The sequence below is a fragment of the Treponema denticola genome (assembly GCF_024181645.1).
GTDB classification, from domain to species: Bacteria; Spirochaetota; Spirochaetia; order Treponematales; family Treponemataceae; genus Treponema_B; species Treponema_B denticola_A.
The window spans coordinates 2,159,859-2,182,448 of record NZ_CP058624.1 but is presented as its reverse complement, the minus strand read 5'-3'; the positions used below and the strand labels follow the sequence as shown (position 1 = coordinate 2,182,448).

General features: G+C 39.2%; 16 protein-coding genes, 1 tRNA gene and 3 rRNA genes. 15 read left to right on the top strand and 5 right to left on the bottom strand.

From position 1 onward, the window contains the following. Positions 1-43: 43 nt before the first annotated feature. From HO345_RS10170 to HO345_RS10135, 8 genes are all read left to right on the top strand, one after another. Positions 44-694 carry a DUF4304 domain-containing protein gene (locus HO345_RS10170; protein ID WP_010693303.1) on the top strand — a complete coding sequence of 217 codons (651 nt, stop codon included), beginning with the start codon at positions 44-46 and terminating at the stop codon, positions 692-694. 33 nt (positions 695-727) lie between these two features. Continuing rightward, complete coding sequence (locus HO345_RS10165) at positions 728-1,423, top strand: DUF6966 domain-containing protein (RefSeq protein ID WP_253682808.1); 696 nt, start codon at positions 728-730, stop codon at positions 1,421-1,423. A gap of 62 nt (positions 1,424-1,485) precedes the next feature. Continuing rightward, the gene (locus HO345_RS10160; protein WP_253682807.1) at positions 1,486-1,626 is read left to right on the top strand and encodes a hypothetical protein; all 141 of its coding nucleotides are present in this window, start codon (positions 1,486-1,488) and stop codon (positions 1,624-1,626) included. Beyond that, positions 1,604-2,059, top strand: a complete 456-nt coding sequence (locus tag HO345_RS10155; protein WP_253682806.1) for a hypothetical protein — start codon at positions 1,604-1,606, stop codon at positions 2,057-2,059. The genes HO345_RS10160 and HO345_RS10155 overlap by 23 nt, the downstream gene beginning before the upstream one ends. A 47-nt stretch (positions 2,060-2,106) precedes the next feature. After that, the gene (locus HO345_RS10150) at positions 2,107-3,090 is read left to right on the top strand and encodes a hypothetical protein (RefSeq protein WP_253682805.1); all 984 of its coding nucleotides are present in this window, start codon (positions 2,107-2,109) and stop codon (positions 3,088-3,090) included. Between the two features lie 12 nt (positions 3,091-3,102). Beyond that, complete coding sequence (locus HO345_RS10145) at positions 3,103-3,402, top strand: hypothetical protein (protein ID WP_002686970.1); 300 nt, start codon at positions 3,103-3,105, stop codon at positions 3,400-3,402. A gap of 382 nt (positions 3,403-3,784) precedes the next feature. Continuing rightward, positions 3,785-4,186: a hypothetical protein gene (locus HO345_RS10140; RefSeq protein ID WP_436411227.1), complete on the top strand. Its 402-nt coding sequence runs from the start codon at positions 3,785-3,787 to the stop codon at positions 4,184-4,186. Positions 4,187-4,210: 24 nt separating this feature from the next. Then, a complete protein-coding gene (locus tag HO345_RS10135) occupies positions 4,211-5,404 on the top strand; it encodes a leucine-rich repeat domain-containing protein (RefSeq protein ID WP_253682804.1) in 1,194 nt (397 codons plus the stop codon). Between the two features lie 312 nt (positions 5,405-5,716). Here HO345_RS10135 and gatB read toward each other — a convergent pair whose 3' ends face one another. Genes gatB through gatC form a run of 3 tightly spaced genes read right to left on the bottom strand, consistent with a single transcriptional unit; the run spans position 5,717 to position 8,974 of the window. Further along, on the bottom strand, positions 5,717-7,198 hold the full coding sequence (gene gatB / locus HO345_RS10130) for an Asp-tRNA(Asn)/Glu-tRNA(Gln) amidotransferase subunit GatB (RefSeq protein WP_253682803.1): 1,482 nt from the start codon (positions 7,196-7,198) through the stop codon (positions 5,717-5,719). Continuing rightward, positions 7,191-8,648: an Asp-tRNA(Asn)/Glu-tRNA(Gln) amidotransferase subunit GatA gene (gene gatA, locus HO345_RS10125; RefSeq protein WP_253682802.1), complete on the bottom strand. Its 1,458-nt coding sequence runs from the start codon at positions 8,646-8,648 to the stop codon at positions 7,191-7,193. The genes gatB and gatA overlap by 8 nt, the downstream gene beginning before the upstream one ends. 14 nt (positions 8,649-8,662) lie before the next feature. Then, a complete protein-coding gene (gene gatC, locus HO345_RS10120; RefSeq protein ID WP_147625341.1) occupies positions 8,663-8,974 on the bottom strand; it encodes an Asp-tRNA(Asn)/Glu-tRNA(Gln) amidotransferase subunit GatC in 312 nt (103 codons plus the stop codon). Positions 8,975-9,556: 582 nt separating this feature from the next. Here gatC and HO345_RS10115 point away from each other — a divergent pair. The 7 genes from HO345_RS10115 to HO345_RS10085 all read left to right on the top strand — a co-directional run bounded on the left by HO345_RS10115 (position 9,557) and on the right by HO345_RS10085 (position 20,856). Next, positions 9,557-11,101, top strand: a 16S ribosomal RNA gene (locus HO345_RS10115). Positions 11,102-11,228: 127 nt separating this feature from the next. Next, positions 11,229-11,302: transfer RNA gene (locus HO345_RS10110), tRNA-Ile, on the top strand. A gap of 180 nt (positions 11,303-11,482) precedes the next feature. Further along, positions 11,483-14,442: ribosomal RNA gene (locus tag HO345_RS10105) — 23S ribosomal RNA — on the top strand. 108 nt (positions 14,443-14,550) lie between these two features. Beyond that, positions 14,551-14,662, top strand: a 5S ribosomal RNA gene (rrf, locus tag HO345_RS10100). The 16S, 23S and 5S rRNA genes sit together here with 1 tRNA gene alongside, the layout of an rRNA operon. A gap of 180 nt (positions 14,663-14,842) precedes the next feature. Continuing rightward, on the top strand, positions 14,843-16,141 hold the full coding sequence (locus tag HO345_RS10095) for a DUF58 domain-containing protein (RefSeq protein WP_010693255.1): 1,299 nt from the start codon (positions 14,843-14,845) through the stop codon (positions 16,139-16,141). Further along, the gene (locus HO345_RS10090) at positions 16,125-19,841 is read left to right on the top strand and encodes a transglutaminase domain-containing protein (RefSeq protein WP_253682801.1); all 3,717 of its coding nucleotides are present in this window, start codon (positions 16,125-16,127) and stop codon (positions 19,839-19,841) included. The genes HO345_RS10095 and HO345_RS10090 overlap by 17 nt, the downstream gene beginning before the upstream one ends. Positions 19,842-19,887: 46 nt before the next feature. Continuing rightward, positions 19,888-20,856 (top strand): AAA family ATPase, encoded by a 969-nt coding sequence (locus HO345_RS10085; RefSeq protein WP_253682800.1) that lies wholly within the window; start codon positions 19,888-19,890, stop codon positions 20,854-20,856. 24 nt (positions 20,857-20,880) lie between these two features. Here HO345_RS10085 and HO345_RS10080 read toward each other — a convergent pair whose 3' ends face one another. Together HO345_RS10080 and HO345_RS10075 are read right to left on the bottom strand one after the other, a co-directional pair. Further along, positions 20,881-21,654 carry a TIGR03943 family putative permease subunit gene (locus HO345_RS10080; RefSeq protein WP_253682799.1) on the bottom strand — a complete coding sequence of 258 codons (774 nt, stop codon included), beginning with the start codon at positions 21,652-21,654 and terminating at the stop codon, positions 20,881-20,883. Next, positions 21,651-22,589, bottom strand: a complete 939-nt coding sequence (locus HO345_RS10075) for a permease (protein ID WP_253682798.1) — start codon at positions 22,587-22,589, stop codon at positions 21,651-21,653. Before HO345_RS10075 ends, HO345_RS10080 begins: the two co-directional genes overlap by 4 nt. Position 22,590: the final 1 nt, after the last annotated feature.

Sequence of the window (22,590 nt, the reverse complement as noted above, 5' to 3'; positions counted from 1 at the left end):
TTGAAATATTAGAATTTTGGAAATGAGTTTTTAGGAGGAAGTTATGAAACCAAGAGAACTTTGCGAAAAAGCATGGCAAGAAATAGCACGCAATTTCCCCGACTTTAAAGTGTTAGGTAAAGGAAAGACTTTACGAAAAATTGCAAATAACAAAGACATTATTTTTGAAATATATTTTCAAGCCAATAGATACAACTGTGAATCTAGTGTTGAGTTTATCCCGCATATCAACATTTATTCAAAGGCTATAAAAAAAGCAGGCATAACCGGTGAAGGAATTATTTACGGCGGAGAGCTTAGTTCTTTAGCCGGAAGAAAAGCGGGCGCTTGGTGGCAGTTGGCCGGTGCAAGCTATAAAGATACCGTAACGCAAATTACGGGATTATTACATAAACACATTATGCCTTTATTTGCAGACTTTGAAGATACAAATAAAAATATTGAAAGAATTTTAAACGGCTCATTAAAAGGGTATGCTTTGCTCTACTATATCTACTATTTTGGCGGCAAAGAGCCGGCTGAAAGATATTTTAATAAAGTCATCAAAGAAGATAACTTAAAGAAAAAATATATTTCGTTTTATAACTCATTAAAAGAAATCCCAAAAGAAAATATCGATTTACATTTTGAGGACTTTTACGGCGCAAGTTTAATTAAATTTGCATATTTACATGGTTTAGAAATTATTCAATAATCTTTAGAAAAATGGGATAGGAGGAGGTAAACTATGGACGAGCGTATTGTGAAACAATTTCCGGATTTTCTAAGAGAAAATGATAGATACTATATTTATGCATTGCAAGCTTTAAAACAATTGTTTACCGAAACATCCTGTACTTGGCGAAAATGGATTGAAATCGATATTGAAGAATACTTAAGCACAGGCAGCGTTGAGCATCATCTTGGGGCTTACGGAGGAATGGGCAGTATAAATGATATTTGGATTTGCAAGGTAAATAATCATACTATAAACGACGAGGCTGAACCATGGGCAAATGAGTTGATGGAATATCTTAAATGCCTTTCTTACGGAATTGCAAATATAATAAAAGCAGGGAAAAAAATCAATATTGAAAAAATATTCACAGAAAGCCGGTCACGGAAAATCTTAACCGGCATTCAGTGTGAGGCTTGCGGTTTTCCACAAATACACAAAAGAGAAACGGATTCATATTTGGCTTCACTTCTTTTACCTAACATGGTAAAAGAGGCTGTTTTACAAAACAAAACGGAAGAATTGATTGCCGCTTGTCTCATACCGGATATTCCGAACTTGGTTGAAGAAAGAGAGCGGATTATAAAACTTGCAGAACAAAGCGGAATCGGCTTTTCGGTATCTAAAAATTCTTGCTGCAAAAAATGCGGCGGCGATACAAGAATTAGATATTGGAAATTAGACGGTAATATTTTTAAACCGTCTTAAGGTAATATGAGTGAAATTGGGATTGCTGTTAAACAAATGGGCATCTCGTCTTTGGAAGAACTTTGGCTTATACAAAAGCGTGGTACTTCCAAAGCGAAGATTTAAATGATGCATGGCGTTTGAGTATAGGAACACAGGATAGATATGTAATTCAAAAAACTAAGAATAAGGATAAACAAGATGAAGAACAAAATAATAATTAACGATAAAATATTTATTTTCAATGAACATAACGGCTGTTATGAAGGCTGCTGTAAAATTTGGGGCAATGAAGTGCAAACAGTAATTGAAGTCAAATATGAACTGCCTGATATCCTTTCTCCTATTTTATCAAGACTGGAATGGCTTAACGTAAATAGAGAAAAAATATTGGATGCACTTTTAAAAGAGAATAGCTATTTTGTAGATACTATAAACGAAATGATAGACAATAAAGAATTTGAAGCTGATAGCCATATTACCATTGCCGATTTTAGAGCCTCTCTGTTTATTTTATATCTTAATTTTGAACTTGACTCAAACGGTGTAACTTGCTCTTTCGATCTTGATGCAAAACCTGATTATCTTTTGGGGCATTTAGCTTTTATGACAATGGATAAAGAATATAATATCAAAAATGACGGTATAAACGGATAAATTATAATTTGAATAATAGATAAGGAGAAAAAGAAAAAAAAACGGATATGAATGAAATTTATGCAATTAACGACTTATCGGAACTGGAAAATTTTTTACATTCTCAAAACTTCATTGAAAAACTGCGTGAAAAACTTTTTGCGGAATTTTTAAAATATGCGGATTATAAAAGCGTATCGGAGTGGAACAAGGCGGTGCGGCTTTGCGAATGTCTTGCCGTAATCGGCTGGGGAAACCATGAACCATTGGAAGCGTCAAGAGGTGTGTTTTTTAACGGTAATCCCCGCACCTTTTTTTGCAACAGATTCGGAGAGCTCCGTTTTGTCGAAGCAATATGGTCAAAAAGAAAAACGGGATTTACGATGGAGCAGGGCAGAACTTCCTATTATCCCAGTCCCGACTACAAAGACCAGAAGCAACCGATGTGTTGGGATTATCCCGTAATCGAAAATATAGAAGACATAAAAATTGAAAGTCAACGCAATTGGATTCCTAAAAATCCTGTTTGGATTGTACGTACAATATCCAACTGTTATGAAAATTCCAAACCTGTTATAGAAAGTATTGAGGAAAAACTTCAGGACGAATTGAATAAAAAGATGCGTCCTGAAAAATACGGCAAAGCCGTAAATTGTATTTTCTTGAAATGTGCTTTCAGTTATTATGACAATGCTCATTGTAAAACAAACTATATCATCGATGAATCGGGACGCAAATTATCAAATCAAAAAGCATGGAACGAATTGCACGAATTATATACGAAAGAGGAAATTTCCGAAAACGGATATTACTTGCGTCCCCGATTTCAATACGGGCCTTTTAAAGCAGATACGGGCAAGATAGAGGTAGTCATTCATTTTGAAAAAGAATTCAGCTTATTAACACATCATCAGCAAAAAGAAAAACTGGCAGAGTATTTTTTACTTGCTCTTAAAACCATTTCAGAAAAACAAAAAAAGAAAACACCGAATTATGATTTCAATTTAATGATTTCCGATTTTACCGAAATAGCAAAAAAGTGGATGAATTAGGGAGGTGTAAATATGATACCGATTCAAGGTTTAGGACTTCTTTATGTTATGGTAATTTATATAGGTGGAATATCTTTGATATCGAAATTGTCTTTTATCAGCTCGCAAAGCAGTAAGGTGCAAACAATTGTGATATTGATAAGCCACATAATTCTTTCAACTATAAATTATTTTCTTTCACGATTTTTAAACCGAAACGGAGTAAAGCACAGTGTTGCAGGTGCACGTTTGGAAAACGCCGTTATCGCTTTAAGCCTGATACTTTTGTTTGTGATATGTCTTATGATATACGGAGAATTTTTTAAGGGATAGAAAAAACGAGATACCAATTTATGATTTAATCAACACCCCTGATGCATAATTTTTCCGAGAAACAGCGATATTTCTGACTTGGGACAACAGGACTTTTCCAGCAGCGCAGATTCAAAAGGAGCCCGCAAGGAACGCCAAGGGAAAATGAAAGAATATGTCATCAAAACACCATCAAAATTCCTTTGCGCTCTTAGCATCTTTGCGGTTATATAGTATGAGCCTTTTTAAAAATAGGCGGAGCAGATTCAAGGCGCAAGAAAAAAACACCCGCAGGCGTGCTTTTTGCACGTCGAGGATTGTTTTTTTTGAAGCAACGCAGAAGATGCCCGTATATTTTAAAAAAAAACATTGAAATCCGCATAAAACCGTGCTATACTGTACAGTGATGATAGGAAAACGCTTAAAAAGCACCGCTGGCAGTTACAACCATTCTCACAAAAAAAGTGCAAAAAGTTTTGCAAAAGGACTTGACAAAGCCGAAACGCACCTCATAATTTTTAGCGACAAGCGACAAGCGACAAGCGACAAGCGACAAGCGACAAGCGACAAGCGACAAGCAACAAAGCGGCATAAATTCCCGCTCCGCCCAAACAAATTCACAATTAAATACAAATTTTCTCACAGCACACCGCACGCACAAGAGCAAATTCCTATCCTTGTGCGTTTTTTACATTACACATTCAATAAAACCGCAACGAACGCAACAAACGCAAATGATTATAAAAGAATGTCTTACAAAGCCTATCTTAAAACACCTTGCGTCCTTGGCGTGCTCAGCGGTTAAATTAAAAAATATAAGGAGTTTTTTATGAAACATCTAAGTAAGAAGACGAGAGCCGCGGCGCTCATCACAGCCGCAGTTTTAGCGCTTGTTGCGCTATTTGGAATGACCGGCTGTCCGAACAACGCGGGCGGAAGCGGTTCAGGAAGCGGTAACTCCGGCGGCGGAGGCGGAGGCAACAGCGGCGGCGGAGGAGGAACGCCCACACCTGTCTACACACAGGTTGCCTACGGCACAAACGGAGCGGACTTACAAGCCTGGCTTCAAAACACCGCTTCAGCGACGGACTTAAACTACATCGAACTGACCGGCGTACCGAATACAGTCCCCGGAACCGCTGCCACAAACGGAAAAGCCGGCCGCTTGGGAGAGATAATCAAAGAGAGCGGTAAAAGGGTTGCCCTTAAACTGCCTGCAAATGTTACCGAAATAGATGATAGGGCATTTCTGGGCTGTACGCGCTTGGAAAGTATAGACCTGTCCGCCTGCACTTCTCTTACCGCAATAAAGCTGGCGGCTTTTACAGGCTGTACATCCTTAAAAGCGGTGCAGCTGCCCCAGAGCCTTACCACGATAGATAATTTCGTTTTTAAAAGCTGTACGGCCTTAAAAGAGGTAGAGCTGCCTCAAAGCCTTACCGTGATAGGAACTGATGCTTTTAAGGGCTGCTCTATTGAAACGCTGGTTATACACTGCGATATCAAAGGTACGATTATCGAAAATTTTACGAAAAAGGATGAGGTAAATAAGAACGTAAAAAAGCTGACTCTCGGAAAAGGCGTTACTGTGATAGGTAATGACGCTTTTTATATTATTGGATACTCCAAGCTTGCAGCCGTCGACTTTTCCGCCTGTACCGCTCTTACCGAAATAGGCGAAAATGCTTTTGCCTACTCTAACTTAACGAATGTGAATCTGTCCGCCTGTATCAAGCTTACCGAAATAGGTAAGAGTGCTTTTTCCAACTGCACTGACTTAACGAATGTTGACCTGTCCGGCTGTACCGCTCTTACCACAATAGGAGAGGAAGCTTTCAACAGCTGTTATGAGGCAACGGTTAAATTGCCGACCGGTATAACTGCAATAGGACACTGGGCTTTCGGTGAAAACGACGAGGACTTTTTGTGCAAAAACGTTCTCATTCCGCGCTCTCATGCTGCAACCATAAAGCACCTTGTAATAGCTTCGGATTATCCTGAAGACAGGATAAGAGAGTATTAGTAACGGCTAATGGTTAATTCCAATGGATAATGGATAATTGGTAATTATGTGGAAAAGTCAATTACACATTAGCAATTACCAATTGAGTTACAAATTACAAATTAAATCGACCGCTCTCAAGCCGGGGAAAGCTCCGGCTCGGGGCGGTTTTTTTTGCACCGTATTTTACATTGCCTGCAAAAGGTCTTCGGTAATTTACCGGTTTTTAGGGGTATGCTGATTAGAACAATCGGAATGTTGCACTCGGTATGATACGGCAAGCCGGTTTGTAGAAAAGCTGCTAGAAAGCATCTGCCTAAAACGGCTGTAAGCTTACTCTGTCAGTCTTTTGTTTACAAGGTCAGCCGCTTGTTTTGGGTTGGCCTTGCCGCCTGATTTTTTCATAACCTGACCCATAAGCCAGCCTGCAACATTGGTCTTTCCGTTTTTCCAATCTTGGACAGCTTCAGCATTTTCGGCAAAAACTTCTTCTACAATTTTTTCGATAAAGGAAGAATCGCTTACCTGTTCCATGCCTTTTTCGGCTATTACGGCAGAAGGCTTTTTACCGCAAGCTATCATCTCGGCAAAAACATCTTTGGCCTGCTTGCTTGTTATCTTTCCTTCTTCAATAACATTTACAAGCTCGGCTATAGCCTCAGGCCCGAATTTTAAATCCGAAAGAGAAGAGTTTGTTTCGTTTAAAACAGCCAGTACTTCTGCCAATATCCAGTTGGCACATTTTTTTGGAGAAGAAGATTTTTTAGCCGCCTCTTCAAACCATTCTGCCAGCTCTTTTTCAGAGGTTAGGGTTTGAACATCGAATTCCGACAAGTGATATTCTTTTTTAAAACGGAGCCGTTTTGCTTCCGGTAATTCTCCGACCGAATCACTTACCTCTTTGATAAACTTATCGCTCAACTCCAAGGCTCTTAAATCCGGTTCGGGCATAAAGCGGTAATCTTCCGCTATTGTTTTTGTACGTTGTACTACGGTCTGTCCCGAAGGTTCATCCCAGCCCATGGTGCGTTTAAAGCCCGTCTTAAAAGCGATGCGGTCTTTGCTGTTGTATTCTTCCAGTTGACGGGAAACCTCATAGGTGCAGGCATCCTTTACAGCCTTAAAGGAGTTCATATTTTTTATTTCGGAAATAGGAGTTCTAAATTCTACACCGTTGTCGATGATTTTTAGATTGACATTTGCATCGCAGCGCAGGGCTCCTTCTTCCATGTTTCCGTCGGTAACGCCGATAAATTTTAAAATCTCTCTGATTGTCTGCATATATTTCGCAGCCTCATCGGGCGTAGACATATCCGGCTTTGAAACAATTTCTATTAGAGGAACGCCTGAGCGGTTAAAGTCAATATAACTGTGCGAGCCTTCTATGTGAAGACTTTTGCCTACATCTTCTTCCAAATGGATTCTCTCAATTCTTATCTTTTTGAATTTCGGCTCTTCATTTTGAGAAGCAAGGTTCACCTCGACTTCACCTTCTTCGCATAGAGGTGTGTAAAATTGAGTTATCTGATAGCCCTTTACAAGGTCGGGATAAAAATAATGCTTTCTGTCGAATTTGGAAAAATTATTTATCCGGCAGCCGAGGGCATGTCCAGCCTTAATTCCGAATTCTACATATTCCTTGCTTACTCTGGGAAGAGCTCCGGGCAGACCCAGACAGCAGGGACAGACCCTCGTATTTGGAATTCCGCCGTAACGGTTTTCGCAAGAACAAAAAGCCTTTGTCTTTGTTAAAAGCTGGCAGTGTATTTCGCAGCCTATAATTATTTCGTATTCTAAATTGCCGTGTTTAAGCATTTTGTTCCTCCCAGGCCTTTGCAAGTTTTAAGATACGGTCTTCAGAAAATTTCTTTCCGCAAAACTGAATGCCTACCGGAAGACCTGCCTTTGTTTTTCCTGCCGGAACCGAAAGGGACGGAATACGGGCAAGGTTTACAAAGGTTGTAAAAAGGTCCGAAAGGTACATAGCGATAGGATCGTCTACTTTTTCGTTAAGCTTAAAGGCCGGGGCCGGAGCCGTAGGGCAGATTATAAAGTCGTATTTTTGTAAAACCTCATTTACGCCCTGAGCTATTTTTGCCCTTACGTTCAAGCTTTTTTCGTAACAGTCTCCTGAAAATTCTTTTGAAAGAACATAGTTGCCGGTTATAATTCGTCTTTTAACTTCGGGGCCGAAGCCTTCGCTTCTTGTTTGAATATAAAGCTCGTCATTTCCCTTGCCGGTATCTTTGCGGAGGCCGAATCTTATTCCGTCTATGCGTGAAAGATTGCTTGCTGCTTCCGAGATTGCAAGGGTATAATATGTCGGAATGGAAGCCTCCAAAACAGGTATGGAAACTTCTTCAAGGTTTGCTCCGTTTTTGGTAAGCCAAGCGCAGAGTTCGTCAAAAACCTGTTTTACTTCCGGATCTAAGCCTTGGGTATTTAAGAATTCCTTGGGGATTGCAATCTTTAATGAGGCTATTTCTTCTTTTGAGTAGGCAGATAGTTTTAATAATGAAGAAAAATCGGCTTCTTCCGAAGTTTCGTCCTTTTCGTCCTTCCCTGCCATCACGGCGAGACCGAGGGCTATATCGGCGGCTTCTTTTCCGAAAAGGCCGACTTGGTCAAGGGAAGAGCTGAAGGCAACTACCCCGTACCTGCTAAAAAGCCCATAAGTCGGTTTAAGGCCGTAAATTCCGCAATAAGAAGCCGGAAGACGGACAGAGCCGCCTGTTTCAGTTCCTAAAGAAAAGGGCGCTTGATTTCCTGCAACTACTGCAGCCGAACCTCCTGAGCTGCCGCCCGGAGTTCTAGCCCTGTCAACGGGATTCCTTGACGGGCCGTAGCATGAAAATTCGGTTGAAGAACCCATAGCGAGTTCGTCCATATTTATTCTTCCCATTAAAACGGCTCCCGCTTCCAATAAGCGGTCTATTACCGTTGCATTGTATGGAGCATAGTAGCCTTGTAATGAGCGGCTGCAGCATGTGCAAAGCTTTCCTGCCATTGAGATATTGTCTTTTACTGCGATGGGCAGGCCCAAAAGAGGCTTTTCATCAAAGGAAACGCCTTGAGCTATAAGCTCATCCGCCTTTTTTGCATTCTCTTCTGCATCTTCAAAAAATTCTATAAATCCGTTTAATGGGAGTGGGTGTTTTAAATCTTTTTCATACTCATCCTTAAATGCTTTAAGAATTTGAAGGGAAGAAAGTTCTTTATTTTTTAATTTGCCGCGCAGCTGTGTAAATGTCAAATCAGTTATCATGAAATTTTATCTCCTTAGGCTCCTGAGCCCAAAACCTTCGGAACCCTAAAATAATTATCCATATATTCCGAAGTCATTTTTTTAAGATCGCTTTGAGCAAGACCTTCTTTTACTTCAGAGGAGCGTAAGTCTGTTTCACTGTGTTTGGCATACATCGAAGAATCCAAACTGCTGTCCGCAAATTTATCCAAGATTTCAAAATAACCTACCAAGTTATTTACCTGTCCCGATAAGCGGGCTTCTTCCTGTTCACCTAAAGAAAGGCGGGAAAGATACAAAAGTGTCGAAAAGACTTCTTTTGATATTTTATTGCTATTTTTTTCCATAAGTAAAGGGAATAATATCATAAATGTAAAAGGATGTTAAGTAGGGCGAAGGAAGGTAAGCAATACACCAAAAAAAGGTCGGAAAAATGGAGAGTTTACCGTCAGAAAACTTGCAAAAACCTTGCAAAAAGCACTTGACAAAAGTTTGAGAAAGGGGTATATTCACACTCACCGTCGGCTAAGACGGTGTGCCTAGAAAATCAAAGAAAACACTAGAAAAGTTTTGCAAGTCTTGCAGTTTTACTGAAGGTAAGCTTCTTAAGTTTAGCAGTTTAAAAGCTGCAAAAAATGTTAAAAAAAATAAAAAAAACTTTTAAAAAGCACTTGACAAAAAGTGAGAAAATACTGTATACTCCTTTTTGCTCGCTATATAACTTTTACCAGTTTTTAGCGGATGATATTTGAAATTAAGAGGGAAGGGAAAGAACAAAAATAGCCAAAGCGTAAAGCTTTTGGTAAGGAAAGTATCAAAAACCGGTAAGGGTTAAGCTGATTAACCTTTACCAAATTCCTTAACAATATAAGTAAGGGACAAACTAAAATTAGAAATCAACCGCTCTTTAAGGGCGGCTTGAAATAATAATGATGGAGAGTTTGATCCTGGCTCAGAACGAACGCTGGCGGCGCGTCTTAAGCATGCAAGTCGAACGGTAAGGGAGAGCTTGCTCTCCCCTAGAGTGGCGGACTGGTGAGTAACGCGTGGGTGACCTGCCCTGAAGATGGGGATAGCTAGTAGAAATATTAGATAATACCGAATGTGCTCATTTACATAAAGGTAAATGAGGAAAGGAGCTACGGCTCCGCTTTAGGATGGGCCCGCGTCCCATTAGCTAGTTGGTGAGGTAAAGGCTCACCAAGGCAACGATGGGTATCCGGCCTGAGAGGGTGAACGGACACATTGGGACTGAGATACGGCCCAAACTCCTACGGGAGGCAGCAGCTAAGAATCTTCCGCAATGGACGAAAGTCTGACGGAGCGACGCCGTGTGAATGAAGAAGGCCGAAAGGTTGTAAAATTCTTTTGCAGATGAAGAATAAACATAGGAGGGAATGCCTGTGAGATGACGGTAATCATGCGAATAAGCCCCGGCTAATTACGTGCCAGCAGCCGCGGTAACACGTAAGGGGCGAGCGTTGTTCGGAATTATTGGGCGTAAAGGGTATGTAGGCGGTTAGGTAAGCCTGGTGTGAAATCTACGAGCTCAACTCGTAAACTGCATTGGGTACTGCTTGACTTGAATCACGGAGGGGAAACCGGAATTCCAAGTGTAGGGGTGGAATCTGTAGATATTTGGAAGAACACCGGTGGCGAAGGCGGGTTTCTGGCCGATGATTGACGCTGATATACGAAGGTGCGGGGAGCAAACAGGATTAGATACCCTGGTAGTCCGCACAGTAAACGATGTACACTAGGTGTCGGGGCAAGAGCTTCGGTGCCGACGCAAACGCATTAAGTGTACCGCCTGGGAAGTATGCCCGCAAGGGTGAAACTCAAAGGAATTGACGGGGGCCCACACAAGCGGTGGAGCATGTGGTTTAATTCGATGATACGCGAGAAACCTTACCTGGGTTTGACATCAAGAGCAATGACATAGAGATATGGCAGCGTAGCAATACGGCTCTTGACAGGTGCTGCATGGCTGTCGTCAGCTCGTGCCGTGAGGTGTTGGGTTAAGTCCCGCAACGAGCGCAACCCCTACTGCCAGTTACTAACAGGTAAAGCTGAGGACTCTGGCGGAACTGCCGATGACAAATCGGAGGAAGGTGGGGATGACGTCAAGTCATCATGGCCCTTACGTCCAGGGCTACACACGTGCTACAATGGTTGCTACAAATCGAAGCGACACCGCGAGGTCAAGCAAAACGCAAAAAAGCAATCGTAGTCCGGATTGAAGTCTGAAACTCGACTTCATGAAGTTGGAATCGCTAGTAATCGCACATCAGCACGGTGCGGTGAATACGTTCCTGGGCCTTGTACACACCGCCCGTCACACCATCCGAGTCGAGGGTACCCGAAGTCGCTAGTCTAACCCGTAAGGGAGGACGGTGCCGAAGGTACGTTTGGTAAGGAGGGTGAAGTCGTAACAAGGTAGCCGTACCGGAAGGTGCGGCTGGATCACCTCCTTTCTAAGAGAAAGGGTAGTTTAGAAGGTTGTTTAACCTTCTAAATAATATACAATGTATATTAGTCTTGAAGTACACAAGACAAATCGATACTTCCTTTTCGTTCTTTCCTGAAACTCTTTTTTTTATAGGGCCTGTAGCTCAGTCGGTTAGAGCACTTCTCTGATAAGGAAGGGGTCATTAGTTCAACTCTAATCAGGCCCATACCGATTGAAAAATCGGCTTAGCATATCCTTTTGGGATTTAGCAACAGATATTTGACATAACTAGGGAAGGGAATGAAGACGCTGTAGTGGTTAAAACATTACAGTGTAAAAGAAAACTAAAAAAAATACAAAACTTCTTTTTTAAACGAAAGATAAAAGAAAGAACGGACAATAATATGGTCAAGCGAGAATAGGTTTATGGCGAATGCCTATGGAGCTAAGAGGCGAAGAAGGCCGTGGTAAGCTGCGAAAAGTTCCGTGTAGGAGCACACATCCTGTGATACGGAAATAGCCGAATGGGGTAACCCGTTAGTAGTGATACTAACATTACGCTCTTGAATAAAATAGAGAGGTAAAGCGATACTGAGTGAACTGAACCATCTAAGTAACTCAAGGAAAAGAAATCAAGTGAGATTCCGAAAGTAGCGGCGAGCGAAATTGGAGGAGCCTAAACCCTTTAAGGGAGTTGAAGGGCTGCATCGGCGTAGGACCGACAAGTTACAAATTCGATTTATAGCAGAAAGGTTTTGGGAAAGCCTGGCGCAGAGGGTGAAACCCCCGTAAGCGAAATAAATCGGACTTGTTGATGCAGTACCTGAGTACGGCGGGGCACGAGAAACCCTGTCGGAAGCCGGGTCGACCACGATCCAAGGCTAAATACTACTTAGCTACCGATAGTGAACAAGTACCGTGAGGGAAAGGTGAAAAGAACCCCAGTAAGGGGAGTGAAATAGAACCTGAAACCGTAAACCAACAAGATGTTACAGCCCTTTTAAGGGTGGTAGCGTGCCTTTTGTAGAATGAGCCTGCGAGTTACGATATGCAGCGAGGTTAAGGAATAGAAGTTCCGGAGCCTAAGGGAAACCGAGTCTGAATAGGGCGAATAGTTGCATGTCGTAGACCCGAAGCCGGAGTGATCTAGTCATGAGCAGGTTGAAGCAAGGGTAAAACCTTGTGGAGGACCGAACTATAATCTGTTAAAAAAGGTATGGATGACTTGTGACTAGGAGTGAAAGGCTAATCAAACCCGGAAATAGCTGGTTCTCCCCGAAATGCCTTTAGGGACAGCCTCATACAAAATTATCGGAGGTAAAGCACTAGTTGGACTAGGGGGCGTCAAAGCCTACCAAACCCAGTTAAACTCTGAATGCCGATAATCAACGTATGGGAGTGAGACTGCGTGCGCTAAGGTTCGCAAGTCAAAAGGGAAACAGCCCAGACCGTCAGCTAAGGTCCCCAAATACTGCTTGAGTGTGAAATGAAGTGTGGATACAAAGACAGCCAGGAGGTTGGCTTAGAAGCAGCAATTCCTTTAAAGAGTGCGTAACAGCTCACTGGTCGAGTGTCCATGCGCAGATAATGTAACGGGGCTAAGCAGTATACCGAAGCTACGGGTCTTACGCGATTTTATGTGTAAGGCGGTAGGGGAGCATTCCATTAACTGATGAAGGCATACTCGCGAGAGGTGCTGGAGGAGATGGAAGAGAGAATGCAGGTATAAGTAACGAAAAGGGAGGTGAGATCCCTCCCCGCCGAAAATCTAAGGTTTCCTGGGTAAAGGTAATCTTCCCAGGGTAAGTCGGCCCCTAAGGCGAGGACGAAGGTCGTAGTCGATGGGAAATCGGTTCATATTCCGATACCTTTTATAATTTCGATGGCAGGACGCATGAGGTGAAACCCGGCCGGCTAACGGATGCCGGTCAAAGTAAGCGAGCCGTTATAAAGGATGATAGGCAAATCCGTCGTCCAAGGTAAGCTGCGACAGCGAGTGAAACTACGGTGGAGCGAAGCGGGCGTAATCAAGGTGCCGGGAAATACTGTCTAAGGTTAAGGTTATAAAAGACCGTACCGTAAACCGACACAGGTAGATGGGATGAGAAATCTAAGGCGCTCGAGAGAACTCGCGTTAAGGAATTCGGCAAAATGCACACGTAACTTCGGAAAAAGTGTGACCTCCTTTTTTTTAAAGATGAGGGGGTGGCAGAAAGCAGGCCCAGGCGACTGTTTATCAAAAACACAGCCATCTGCGAACCAGCAATGGGACGTATAGGTGGTGACACCTGCCCGGTGCCGGAAGGTTAAGAGGAGAGGTTAACAGCAATGTGAAGCTTTGAATTGAAGCCCCGGTAAACGGCGGCCGTAACTATAACGGTCCTAAGGTAGCGAAATTCCTTGTCGGGTAAGTTCCGACCCGCACGAATGGTGTAACGATTCTGGGCACTGTCTCAACGCGAGACTCGGTGAAATTTATATACCGGTAAAGAAGCCGGTTACCCATAGTTAGACGGAAAGACCCCGTGAACCTTCACCGCAACTTATTATTGGGACTTGGTTTATCATGTGTAGAATAGGTGGGAGGCTATGAAGCTTGACCGTTAGGTTGGGTGGAGCCGAAAAGTGAAATACCACCCTTGATAAATCAGGTTTCTAACCTGTCCCGTGAAACCGGGATAGGGACAGTGATAGGCAGGCGGTTTGACTGGGGCGGTCGCCTCCTAAAGAGTAACGGAGGTGCGCGAAGGTCTCCTCACGCCGGTTGGAAATCGGCGCAGCGAGTGTAAAGGCACAAGGAGGCTTAACTGCGAGAGTGACAGCTCAAGCAGATACGAAAGTAGGTCTTAATGATCTGGCGGTAGCGAGTGGAAGCGCCGTCACTTAACGGATAAAAGGTACTCCGGGGATAACAGGCTGATATTCCCCAAGAGTTCACATCGACGGGAATGTTTGGCACCTCGATGTCGGCTCATCGCATCCTGGGGCTGAAGCAGGTCCCAAGGGTTTGGCTGTTCGCCAATTAAAGCGGTACGTGAGCTGGGTTCAGAACGTCGCGAGACAGTTCGGTCCCTATCTGCTATGGGCGTTGGATACGTGAGAGGAGCTGTTTTTAGTACGAGAGGACCGAAATGGACGAACCTCTGGTGTACCGGTTATCCTGCCAAGGGTAATTGCCGGGTAGCTAAGTTCGGAAGGGATAACCGCTGAAGGCATCTAAGTGGGAAGCCCGCCTCAAGACTACGTATCCCTGAGGGTTTAACCCTCCTAAAGACTCCTTGCACACTACAAGGTTGATAGGTTGGAGGTCTAAGCACAGTAATGTGTTCAGCCGACCAATACTAATAAGTCGTGAGGCTTGACCATATTATTGTTTCTTTTTTCTATACATAAAAGATTAACTTTCTTCTTCATTCTCTTTTTTAGTACACTTAAAACCTTTAAAGTTTTAAGTCCTTAATTTGTTTTTTATTGCCAGGTGGCCATAGTGGAGAGGTAATACCCGTTCCCATCCCGAACACGGAAGTCAAGCTCTCTTACGCCGATGATACTGCTGATCAAGTGGGAAAGTAGGATGCTGCCTGGCTTTTTTTATTCGTGCGGAGGCTTTAATACCCCGATGCTCTGCGTCGTAACAAAGGGTATTAAAGCCGACTGCAACCACCTTATGAGAACATACAGTGCGAAACATTGAGCACTGTACCCCGATGCTTTGTGTCGGGGTTGTTGATTGATTCTTTCTTTTAAAAATGATATTATGCCGTTGATGAAGGTTTTTAAGTTTACGGTTTCCGGAACTATTTATATTATATTTTCAATTCTCTTGTTGACGGGAGCCGCTATTCGAGGCGAATTGTTTGCAATTGTTTGCGGTGTTTGCTTATGCCTTTATGTTGTACTTTCTTTAATTCTTGTTAGTGTTTCCGTCTTGTTATGGAAAAAAACGGATTTATTGGTAGAATTAAAAAATGAAAATATTTCCATTCTACCTTCAAGAGGCCGAAAGGGGAAAAAACTTTTTCCGATTGTTTTGCCCGGGGTTCTTGTATTTTACGGTTTTGAGTTTTTATCGGATTTAAAAAATAAAAAAAGCAGAAGTTTAAAATTTAATATTAGACTTAAAAGAACCGCTGCAAATTTTCCTCTGCCGAAGGAAGAACGAGGCAGATTTTTTTTGGAAAAAGAGTATATCAAAATTTCCGATCTTGCAGGATTTTTTTCATTTCGATTGTTAAAAAAAGAAAAATCCATACCTCAGCTTTTTATTTATCCGATGTTGACCGAAATAAAAAGCTTTGCACTTCCCGAAATTTTAAATGAAACATCAGCTCATACTATAAACTTGAAGCGTACTGATGAGCTTTATGATTCCCGTCCTTATTTTCCGGGTGATGATATAAGAAAAATTAATTGGAAGTTATATGCTCACACTCAGGAACTTAGTATAAAGCAAGGAGATTTTGTTCCTCCGCCGAAGATTTTTTTTACAATATATGTTGAAAGTCCGATTGTAGAGAAAGATATTGCATTTTATAAAAAGAAATTCGATGAGTTTATTAATTTGAGTACGTCGATAGCTTTTTATTTACATCAAAAAGGAATAAGTTTTAATATTCGGTTTTATGATAACGAAAAAAATTCTTATGAAACAGGAACCTTTTATCCGGAAGATAGAGATGCGGAAGAATCGATAAAAAGAATTTTTTCCATTCCGCAAATTAAGGTTCAAAAAAAATCGAATAAGCTTGAGCCTAAATTAAAAAAGAATTTTTTTATTGATGAGGAAAACAAAAAAACTTGCTTGCTCTATTTTTTTATGCCTATACAATCGAGTAAGAAAATTTTAGATAAACTTTTTGAAATCTTTTCAGATCATAAAAATGAATGTGTTTTTTATACCGGATTGGAAAGTATAATTACCGGACCTAAAAATATTTTAAATTCTTTTTTATTTTATACTTCGTCTCAAAAAAAATATAACCGCTTGTCAAAAGAAATGAACGAAAAAATTGAAATTCTAAAACACGAATTGAAGAATGGAGGTTTTTATGCTTACTCGATATAAGCTTAATTTTCTTTTACGTATACTCTCATTGTTAATGCTGAGTATTATTCCTTCATTATATTTGTTTGAAATTTTGCCTCATTTTGTTCTTCCTGTCTGGGCTGTAATTATAATTTTTTTGTGTTATCGGTTCCAAAAAAAACAGATAAAACTATCGGCATCTATTATTTTGATATGTTTAAGTTTGATTATTTTTTTGTTTTTGCTTTTATTTTTATTTAAAGTCATTTCAGCCGAACCTTTCGATATTTTATATTTACGTTTGGGAATTATCATTCCTTTTTTGATATTACAAACTGTTTTTATTTCTACTTCTACTATTTATTTTTACAAAAACGAAAAATACCGCCGTTATGAACCTATAATTTTTTTTAGTATTTTTGCTCTTCTTTTTTGGACTCAAGGAAATTTTTCGATGTCGGTTTTTGAACATCCGATATATGCTGTTTTATTTTCTCTTAGCTTTTCTGCAATAGAAATGCTCCGTCTTTTTTTGTCTTCTAATTTTGAAAAAAAAGTCTTTACATTTTTTCTGCTTTTTTTATCGTTTTTTGCTTTTATAATGACCTTTGTACTAAAAAACTATAATGAAGCCTCATCGATTAATCATGGAGGTTTATTGCAGCCTACTCTTTTTAGATTTGATTTTTCCGATTATTTAAAATTGCAAAGTGAAATTAAAATGAGTGATGACCTTATTTTGGTTGCTCATTTTGATAATGATTTTTCTCACAATATGTTGAGGAGAATGTATCTTTCAGGCTGGGATTCTGCAAAAGGATTTTATGAAAAAAAAGCTCCTTCCGAAAAAGCACAAGTTACTTCTTTGCCTAAGGGCCGAAAAGATATTTTGCATAGAGCCTTTTCTATGCGTGAAAAAGTTGCACAAGAATATTTTTTTGTAAATCTATCACCGTCTTCCTTTATAGCTATGGATTATCCGACGCAGGTAATTCCTTATGAGATTTGGGATAGTTCAAAATTTAACGGCGGGTACAAGGTTTTTAGCGATGCAATATTTGATTTTGCATCGGATCTTTACGGCGAGGCGTTTCCATCAGGAGATGAAGATGAGGGAATGTCGAAAGAAGATTTGGATTTTTATACTAAAATTGATGATGAAAGTTTTAAACTTGTGCATCAAACAGCTGAAGATATAACCTGCGATATTCCCGATTATTTGGATAAAATTTTAGCTCTTCAATTTTATTTTACGGATGGCGATTTTCGGTATTCTCTAAAACCTGGAAAAGCTCCTGACGGTAATCAATTAAAATATTTTTTGTGTGAAGCAAAAAAGGGATACTGTACTTATTTTGCATTTTCTTATGCTCTTATGCTTAGAAGCATAGGGATACCTGCCAGAGTAGCAGTAGGATTTTTTGTTCAGCCCGAATCTGAAGTTATGAATTATTATCCGGTACGGGCAAACATGGCTCACGCGTGGGTTGAAGTTTTTTTTCCGTACATAGGCTGGGTTAGTTTCGATCCTACGGCTTCTCAGCTTGCAGAAGGAGAAAATATTAATTTTGGTATGAATGCGGGAGGCGAGGAATTTAATTCTCTTTTAAGTGAGATTCTTGAAAAACGCAGTGAAATAAAAATTACGGAAATTACCGAAAAGGAAGATGACGTTTCAAACATAGGTACTTATATAAAACAATTTTTTAAAGATAACATACCTTTTTTCAGATTTATTATAATTCTTTTTTTAATTATAATACTTGTAATTTTCAAGGCTAGGCCTCATCTTGTATTAAAATTTTCTAAGAATAATAGAAGAATTGTGCTTACAGCCGGTAAGTTATTTAAAAAAAGAAAACGGAGCGCTGAAGAGAAAATAGAAATGAATACTCTAATTCAAAAAGCAAAATTTGCACCGGAATGTACAATAGATGATGCAGAGGCTGCCAAAAATCTTTTAAAAAATAAAACAAAAAAAATCATTGTTTTACTGGCTTTTTGTCTCATCTCGTGTTTTGTATTTGCAGAAAGTGCGGAAAGTATTGTTGTTGAGGCCGAAAAGGCAGTGGAAGCTGAAAATTGGGAGCTGGCCTTGTCTCTTTTACAGGATGGAATAAAGAAATATCCTCAAAATGACAGTTTATTTTTAAAGTTAGGAGAAATTTATTATAATAAAGAATTATATAAACCTGCATATAAAATATTAAAAAAAGGTTTGGAAATTAATCCTGAAAACAGCAGTATCTTATTTTATATTTCCGGTTGTGCATCCTCGTTAAATAAATATGAAGAAGCCTTGATGTATATAAAAAATTATTTACATCTTATTCCTTATGACCGCTTTGCAGCTTCCAATTACGGCTGGTTATGTTATAAGTGCCGCATACCGGAAGAAGGAATACGTTTTTTATTGAATAACATAGAGCGCTACGGGGAAAATATGTCGGTTTATAATTCTTTGGGCACCTTATACAATGAAATGTTTGATTATGAGAAATCGAAAGAGTTTTATACAAAGGCAATAAAAGCTGCTGAACAAGTTAATAGAACATATTCGGGTTCCATTTATTATTATAATAAGTCTATTTTAGAAAGTCAATTTTACCAATTTGACAATGCAATAGATGATGCAAAGGCTGCTTTAAATATGAAAGAGCGTAATTCAGGTTATATGATGCTTGGAGAACTTGAAGAAAGAAGAAATAATTTTTCACAGGCCTTATCTGCATATCTTTCAGCATCAGCCGATGATGACACTCCTCTTTCAGCCTTAAGCATTATAAGTCTATATTTAAAAACAGGTCATATTGAAATGGCCGAACAATATATTTTAAACCAACTTCAAAACACCACTGAAGCATGGATTTCAAATTACGGCTTGAGTGTAAACGAATTTAAAACTAACCTGTATAAAATTAAAAAATCCTTATACATACAAAAATATAATTTTGAAAAAAGCAGATTAAAATTAGGCTTTTTAGATTGGATAAAAAATTTAAGCAATAAGATAAATTATAAACTAAAATATACATATTATGATGCTGTTTTTAGATTATACTCTTTAAAAGTTGCAAAAGAATATAAGAAAAACGCTACAGAAGATTTAAGCGGTAATACAAATAACCTTTATACAAACACTTACTATTATAATGCCTTTAAAGGAAAGGGGAAAAAAGCTTTAAAATATCTTAAAAAAGCCGAATCTATAGAAACTATGTTTATTCCGCAAAGTGCCGGCGCTTATCTTGCAGACCGGGCAATTCTGGAGGGCGATTTAAAACTACTCAATGAAGGTATTTCAAAAATGGATTTGGAGTGGGAAAAAAGTAGTCTTGCAGATTTATATGCCCAGGGAAGTAAAATTGCAAAAAAATATTCTTCACAACTCTATTATATTTATTTGGAATCCCTTTTTGATTTGAATCCTGCCGTCTTTTTGGAATATGATATAAAGTTACCTGTAAAAATAATTGTGGAGATAAATAAAACTGAAAATATAAAAATCAATGCAAAAAAAATGAAAAAATTGATAGTATCATCCCGTTTTGTAGAAGATGCCGATTCAAAATTCTCTCTTCAGTTGACATATTTCAATAAAAGTCTTGCTTTTAAATTATACGATAAAAACGGATATACTCTTTACAGTAAAAATTTTCCGATTCAAAAGTTAGATAAAAACGGATTTAAAAATTCCGTTAATATTTTTGTAAAAGATATTTTTACTTTCAAGTTATAAAGCATTTGATATAGACAAAATTATATTTTCGGTTATACTGTTTGATATGAATACAAAAGATATAATAGATGAGCTTATAAAAAATATCGGTTTAGTGGTAAAAGGAAAAGATGATGTTATTCGTCTTTTTGTTGCGGCGTTTTTGACCGGAGGCAATGTTCTTATAGATGATGTTCCCGGAGTCGGAAAAACAACAATGGTAAAAGCCTTAGCTAAATTAATAAAAAAAGACTATGGAGATACTGCTGAGTTTAAAAGGATTCAATGTACCCCTGACTTACTTCCATATGATATTACCGGTGTTGATGTTTTTAATGCTCAAACTCAAAGTTTTGAATTTATAAAAGGCCCCGTTTTTTGTGACATTTTTTTAGCCGATGAATTAAATAGAACTCCTCCCAAGGTTCAAGCCGCGCTTCTTGAGGTTATGGAAGAAAAACAGGTTACTGTTGGAAGACAAACTTACAAACTACCCGAGACTTTTTTTACGGCTGCCACTCAAAACCCTGTAGAAACATTAGGAACTTATCCTTTGCCTCCGGCTCAGCTTGACAGATTTATGATTTCTATTTCTATAGGTTATCCCGATGATGCGTCTGCTCTTGAAATCCTTGACGGTAATCCCGGTGTGTCGGCACTTTCAAAACTTTATCCCGTCATCACTACAGGCAATATAATTACATCTCGAGAAGAGCAAGAAAGAGTTTACTGTCATAAAGCCCTACAAAAAGCTATAATAGATATCTGCAATAAAACAAGAGAACATTCCGACATTGAATTGGGGGCTTCTCCTAGGGCTTCTTTGCAATTTTTGCATCTTGCAAAAACTATTGCTCTTTCTAATGGACGAAACTGGGTTGAAGATACGGATATTGAAATAATCGCTCCTTATGTTCTTGCCCATAAATGTATTTTTAAAAATAGAAAGGCTAATGCAAAAGAATCTATTGCAGAAATTACAAAATCCGTTTTAATAAAAATGGATAAAGAAACGGACTGGTCTAAAGGGGCTTAAATAAAACAATTATCGGAAAACTCTTTAAAAAGGATAGACATATTCTAAAACCGGACGCGGAATAGATTCTATATTATCGACTATGATTAGAGGTTCAAAACTGCCTTCATATTCTATTTTTGAAATTGTTCCTGTAACGCGTACCCAATCGTCCTCTTTCAGCTCATTGGCCTTAAACCATTGAGCTATGAGACCTGCCGGCTGCATATCGGCTGCACAGCAAACCATCAACATTCTTCCTATAGCAAATTCGTTTTCACTTAAAACTTCAGGATTTTTCCAAACACTACCTTCGATTTTTATCTTCTTATCTACCCATGAGTCCAAATTCAGATAAAGTTCAGGCAGCCAGCGCCCGAAGGTTTCATCATCCATAACCACAAAGCCGTCTTCCAATTCCAAAAGCCTGCTCGGTCTAAAATTGAAATTATAACCGGCTTCTTCTTTTTGCTTTTGAAATAAAAAAATATCTCCGTTAAATGCAAGAGAGTCCGAAGTTAAAGCTTTGTACGGAATAAGGATCGCAAACAAAATTGGCAGTAAAAAAATTACTAGGTACAGGGGACTTTTTCTTTTTGAATGAGTGTGATATGGAAAATAAAAAGCATCCTTCATTGTAAGAATCCCTATTATAAAAAACACAATAGCCGAAAAAATAATTATACCGATGTGCCGGATATGAACATATAACAGGGCTTTTTGTGAGACTACTGCATAGATAAAAATAAAAGACCCTATCAATAACAATAAGGAGCGTATAATTTTTTCAATAAAAACACTTAAAAATATTTTTTTCATATCTTGATTAGAAAACTCATTGCACTTATAAAAATGATATTCATAATAGTTATGATTATAGTTAATTCTATTACAAACCGTTTTTTAAAAATAGATAAAAGCATGAAGATGTTTTTTATATCCATCATGGGGCCGTATACGAGGAAGCCCATAATTGAAAAAAGTGAAAAAGTTCCATAAAAGCTTCGGGCAATAAAGGCATCCGATGTTGAACATGCAGAAAAAATAAAGGCAAAAAGCATCATAATTAAAATTCCGCTCAAAGAATGGGATTCATTAAATTGTATAAAAAAATTACTCGGTACTCCGGCTCGTATTAGGGAAGTAAATAAGGCTCCCAATATAAAATAAGGACCGACATTAAAAAATTCCGCTCCGCTGTGCAAGAACATTTCTTTTAGATTTTCAATAAAGGATCTTTGTCCGGAACCATGAGATGCGCTGTAAGAGTCTTCGCAATTGCAGCCGCAAGAACAATGATTATCGTTCTCTATGTCTTCCTTCAAATATTCGTTTTTAGGATAGAACAAAAGCAATATCCCGATTGAGGCGGCTGTTACTATACCTAAGATTATCCTATATACCGCAATCATCGGAGATTCAGGGAAGGCATATAAGGTGGCCATTATTGAAATGGGATTTAAAATAGGAGCTGCAAGCATAAAGGTTACCGCAATAGGCATGATAACCCCTTTTTTTATAAGTCCTGAAAGAACGGGCACCGAAGCACATTCACATACCGGAAAAACAAGTCCGCCGAATACGGCTGTTAAAAATCCAAGACCGTGTCTGCTCGGAAAAACTTTAACGATAAAATTACCCGAAATAAAAACATGAAGGATTGAAGATATAACTATCCCCAAAAGCATAAAAGGAAAGGCTTGAAGGAGGATGCTTAAAAAAATCGTGTTGGTTGTACTTATAAAACTCAACATA

What these genes read in the sequence shown, in the direction of transcription:
- HO345_RS10170 (WP_010693303.1), top strand. Translation starts at nt 44, where the DNA reads ATGAAACCAAGAGAACTTTGCGAAAAAGCATGGCAAGAAATAGCACGC.
- HO345_RS10165 (WP_253682808.1), top strand. Translation starts at nt 728, where the DNA reads ATGGACGAGCGTATTGTGAAACAATTTCCGGATTTTCTAAGAGAAAAT.
- HO345_RS10155 (WP_253682806.1), top strand. Translation starts at nt 1,604, where the DNA reads ATGAAGAACAAAATAATAATTAACGATAAAATATTTATTTTCAATGAA.
- HO345_RS10150 (WP_253682805.1), top strand. Translation starts at nt 2,107, where the DNA reads ATGAATGAAATTTATGCAATTAACGACTTATCGGAACTGGAAAATTTT.
- HO345_RS10145 (WP_002686970.1), top strand. Translation starts at nt 3,103, where the DNA reads ATGATACCGATTCAAGGTTTAGGACTTCTTTATGTTATGGTAATTTAT.
- HO345_RS10135 (WP_253682804.1), top strand. Translation starts at nt 4,211, where the DNA reads ATGAAACATCTAAGTAAGAAGACGAGAGCCGCGGCGCTCATCACAGCC.
- gatB (WP_253682803.1), bottom strand. Translation starts at nt 7,198, where the DNA reads ATGCTTAAACACGGCAATTTAGAATACGAAATAATTATAGGCTGCGAA.
- gatA (WP_253682802.1), bottom strand. Translation starts at nt 8,648, where the DNA reads ATGATAACTGATTTGACATTTACACAGCTGCGCGGCAAATTAAAAAAT.
- gatC (WP_147625341.1), bottom strand. Translation starts at nt 8,974, where the DNA reads ATGGAAAAAAATAGCAATAAAATATCAAAAGAAGTCTTTTCGACACTT.
- HO345_RS10095 (WP_010693255.1), top strand. Translation starts at nt 14,843, where the DNA reads ATGAAGGTTTTTAAGTTTACGGTTTCCGGAACTATTTATATTATATTT.
- HO345_RS10090 (WP_253682801.1), top strand. Translation starts at nt 16,125, where the DNA reads ATGCTTACTCGATATAAGCTTAATTTTCTTTTACGTATACTCTCATTG.
- HO345_RS10085 (WP_253682800.1), top strand. Translation starts at nt 19,888, where the DNA reads ATGAATACAAAAGATATAATAGATGAGCTTATAAAAAATATCGGTTTA.
- HO345_RS10080 (WP_253682799.1), bottom strand. Translation starts at nt 21,654, where the DNA reads ATGAAAAAAATATTTTTAAGTGTTTTTATTGAAAAAATTATACGCTCC.
- HO345_RS10075 (WP_253682798.1), bottom strand. Translation starts at nt 22,589, where the DNA reads ATGTTGAGTTTTATAAGTACAACCAACACGATTTTTTTAAGCATCCTC.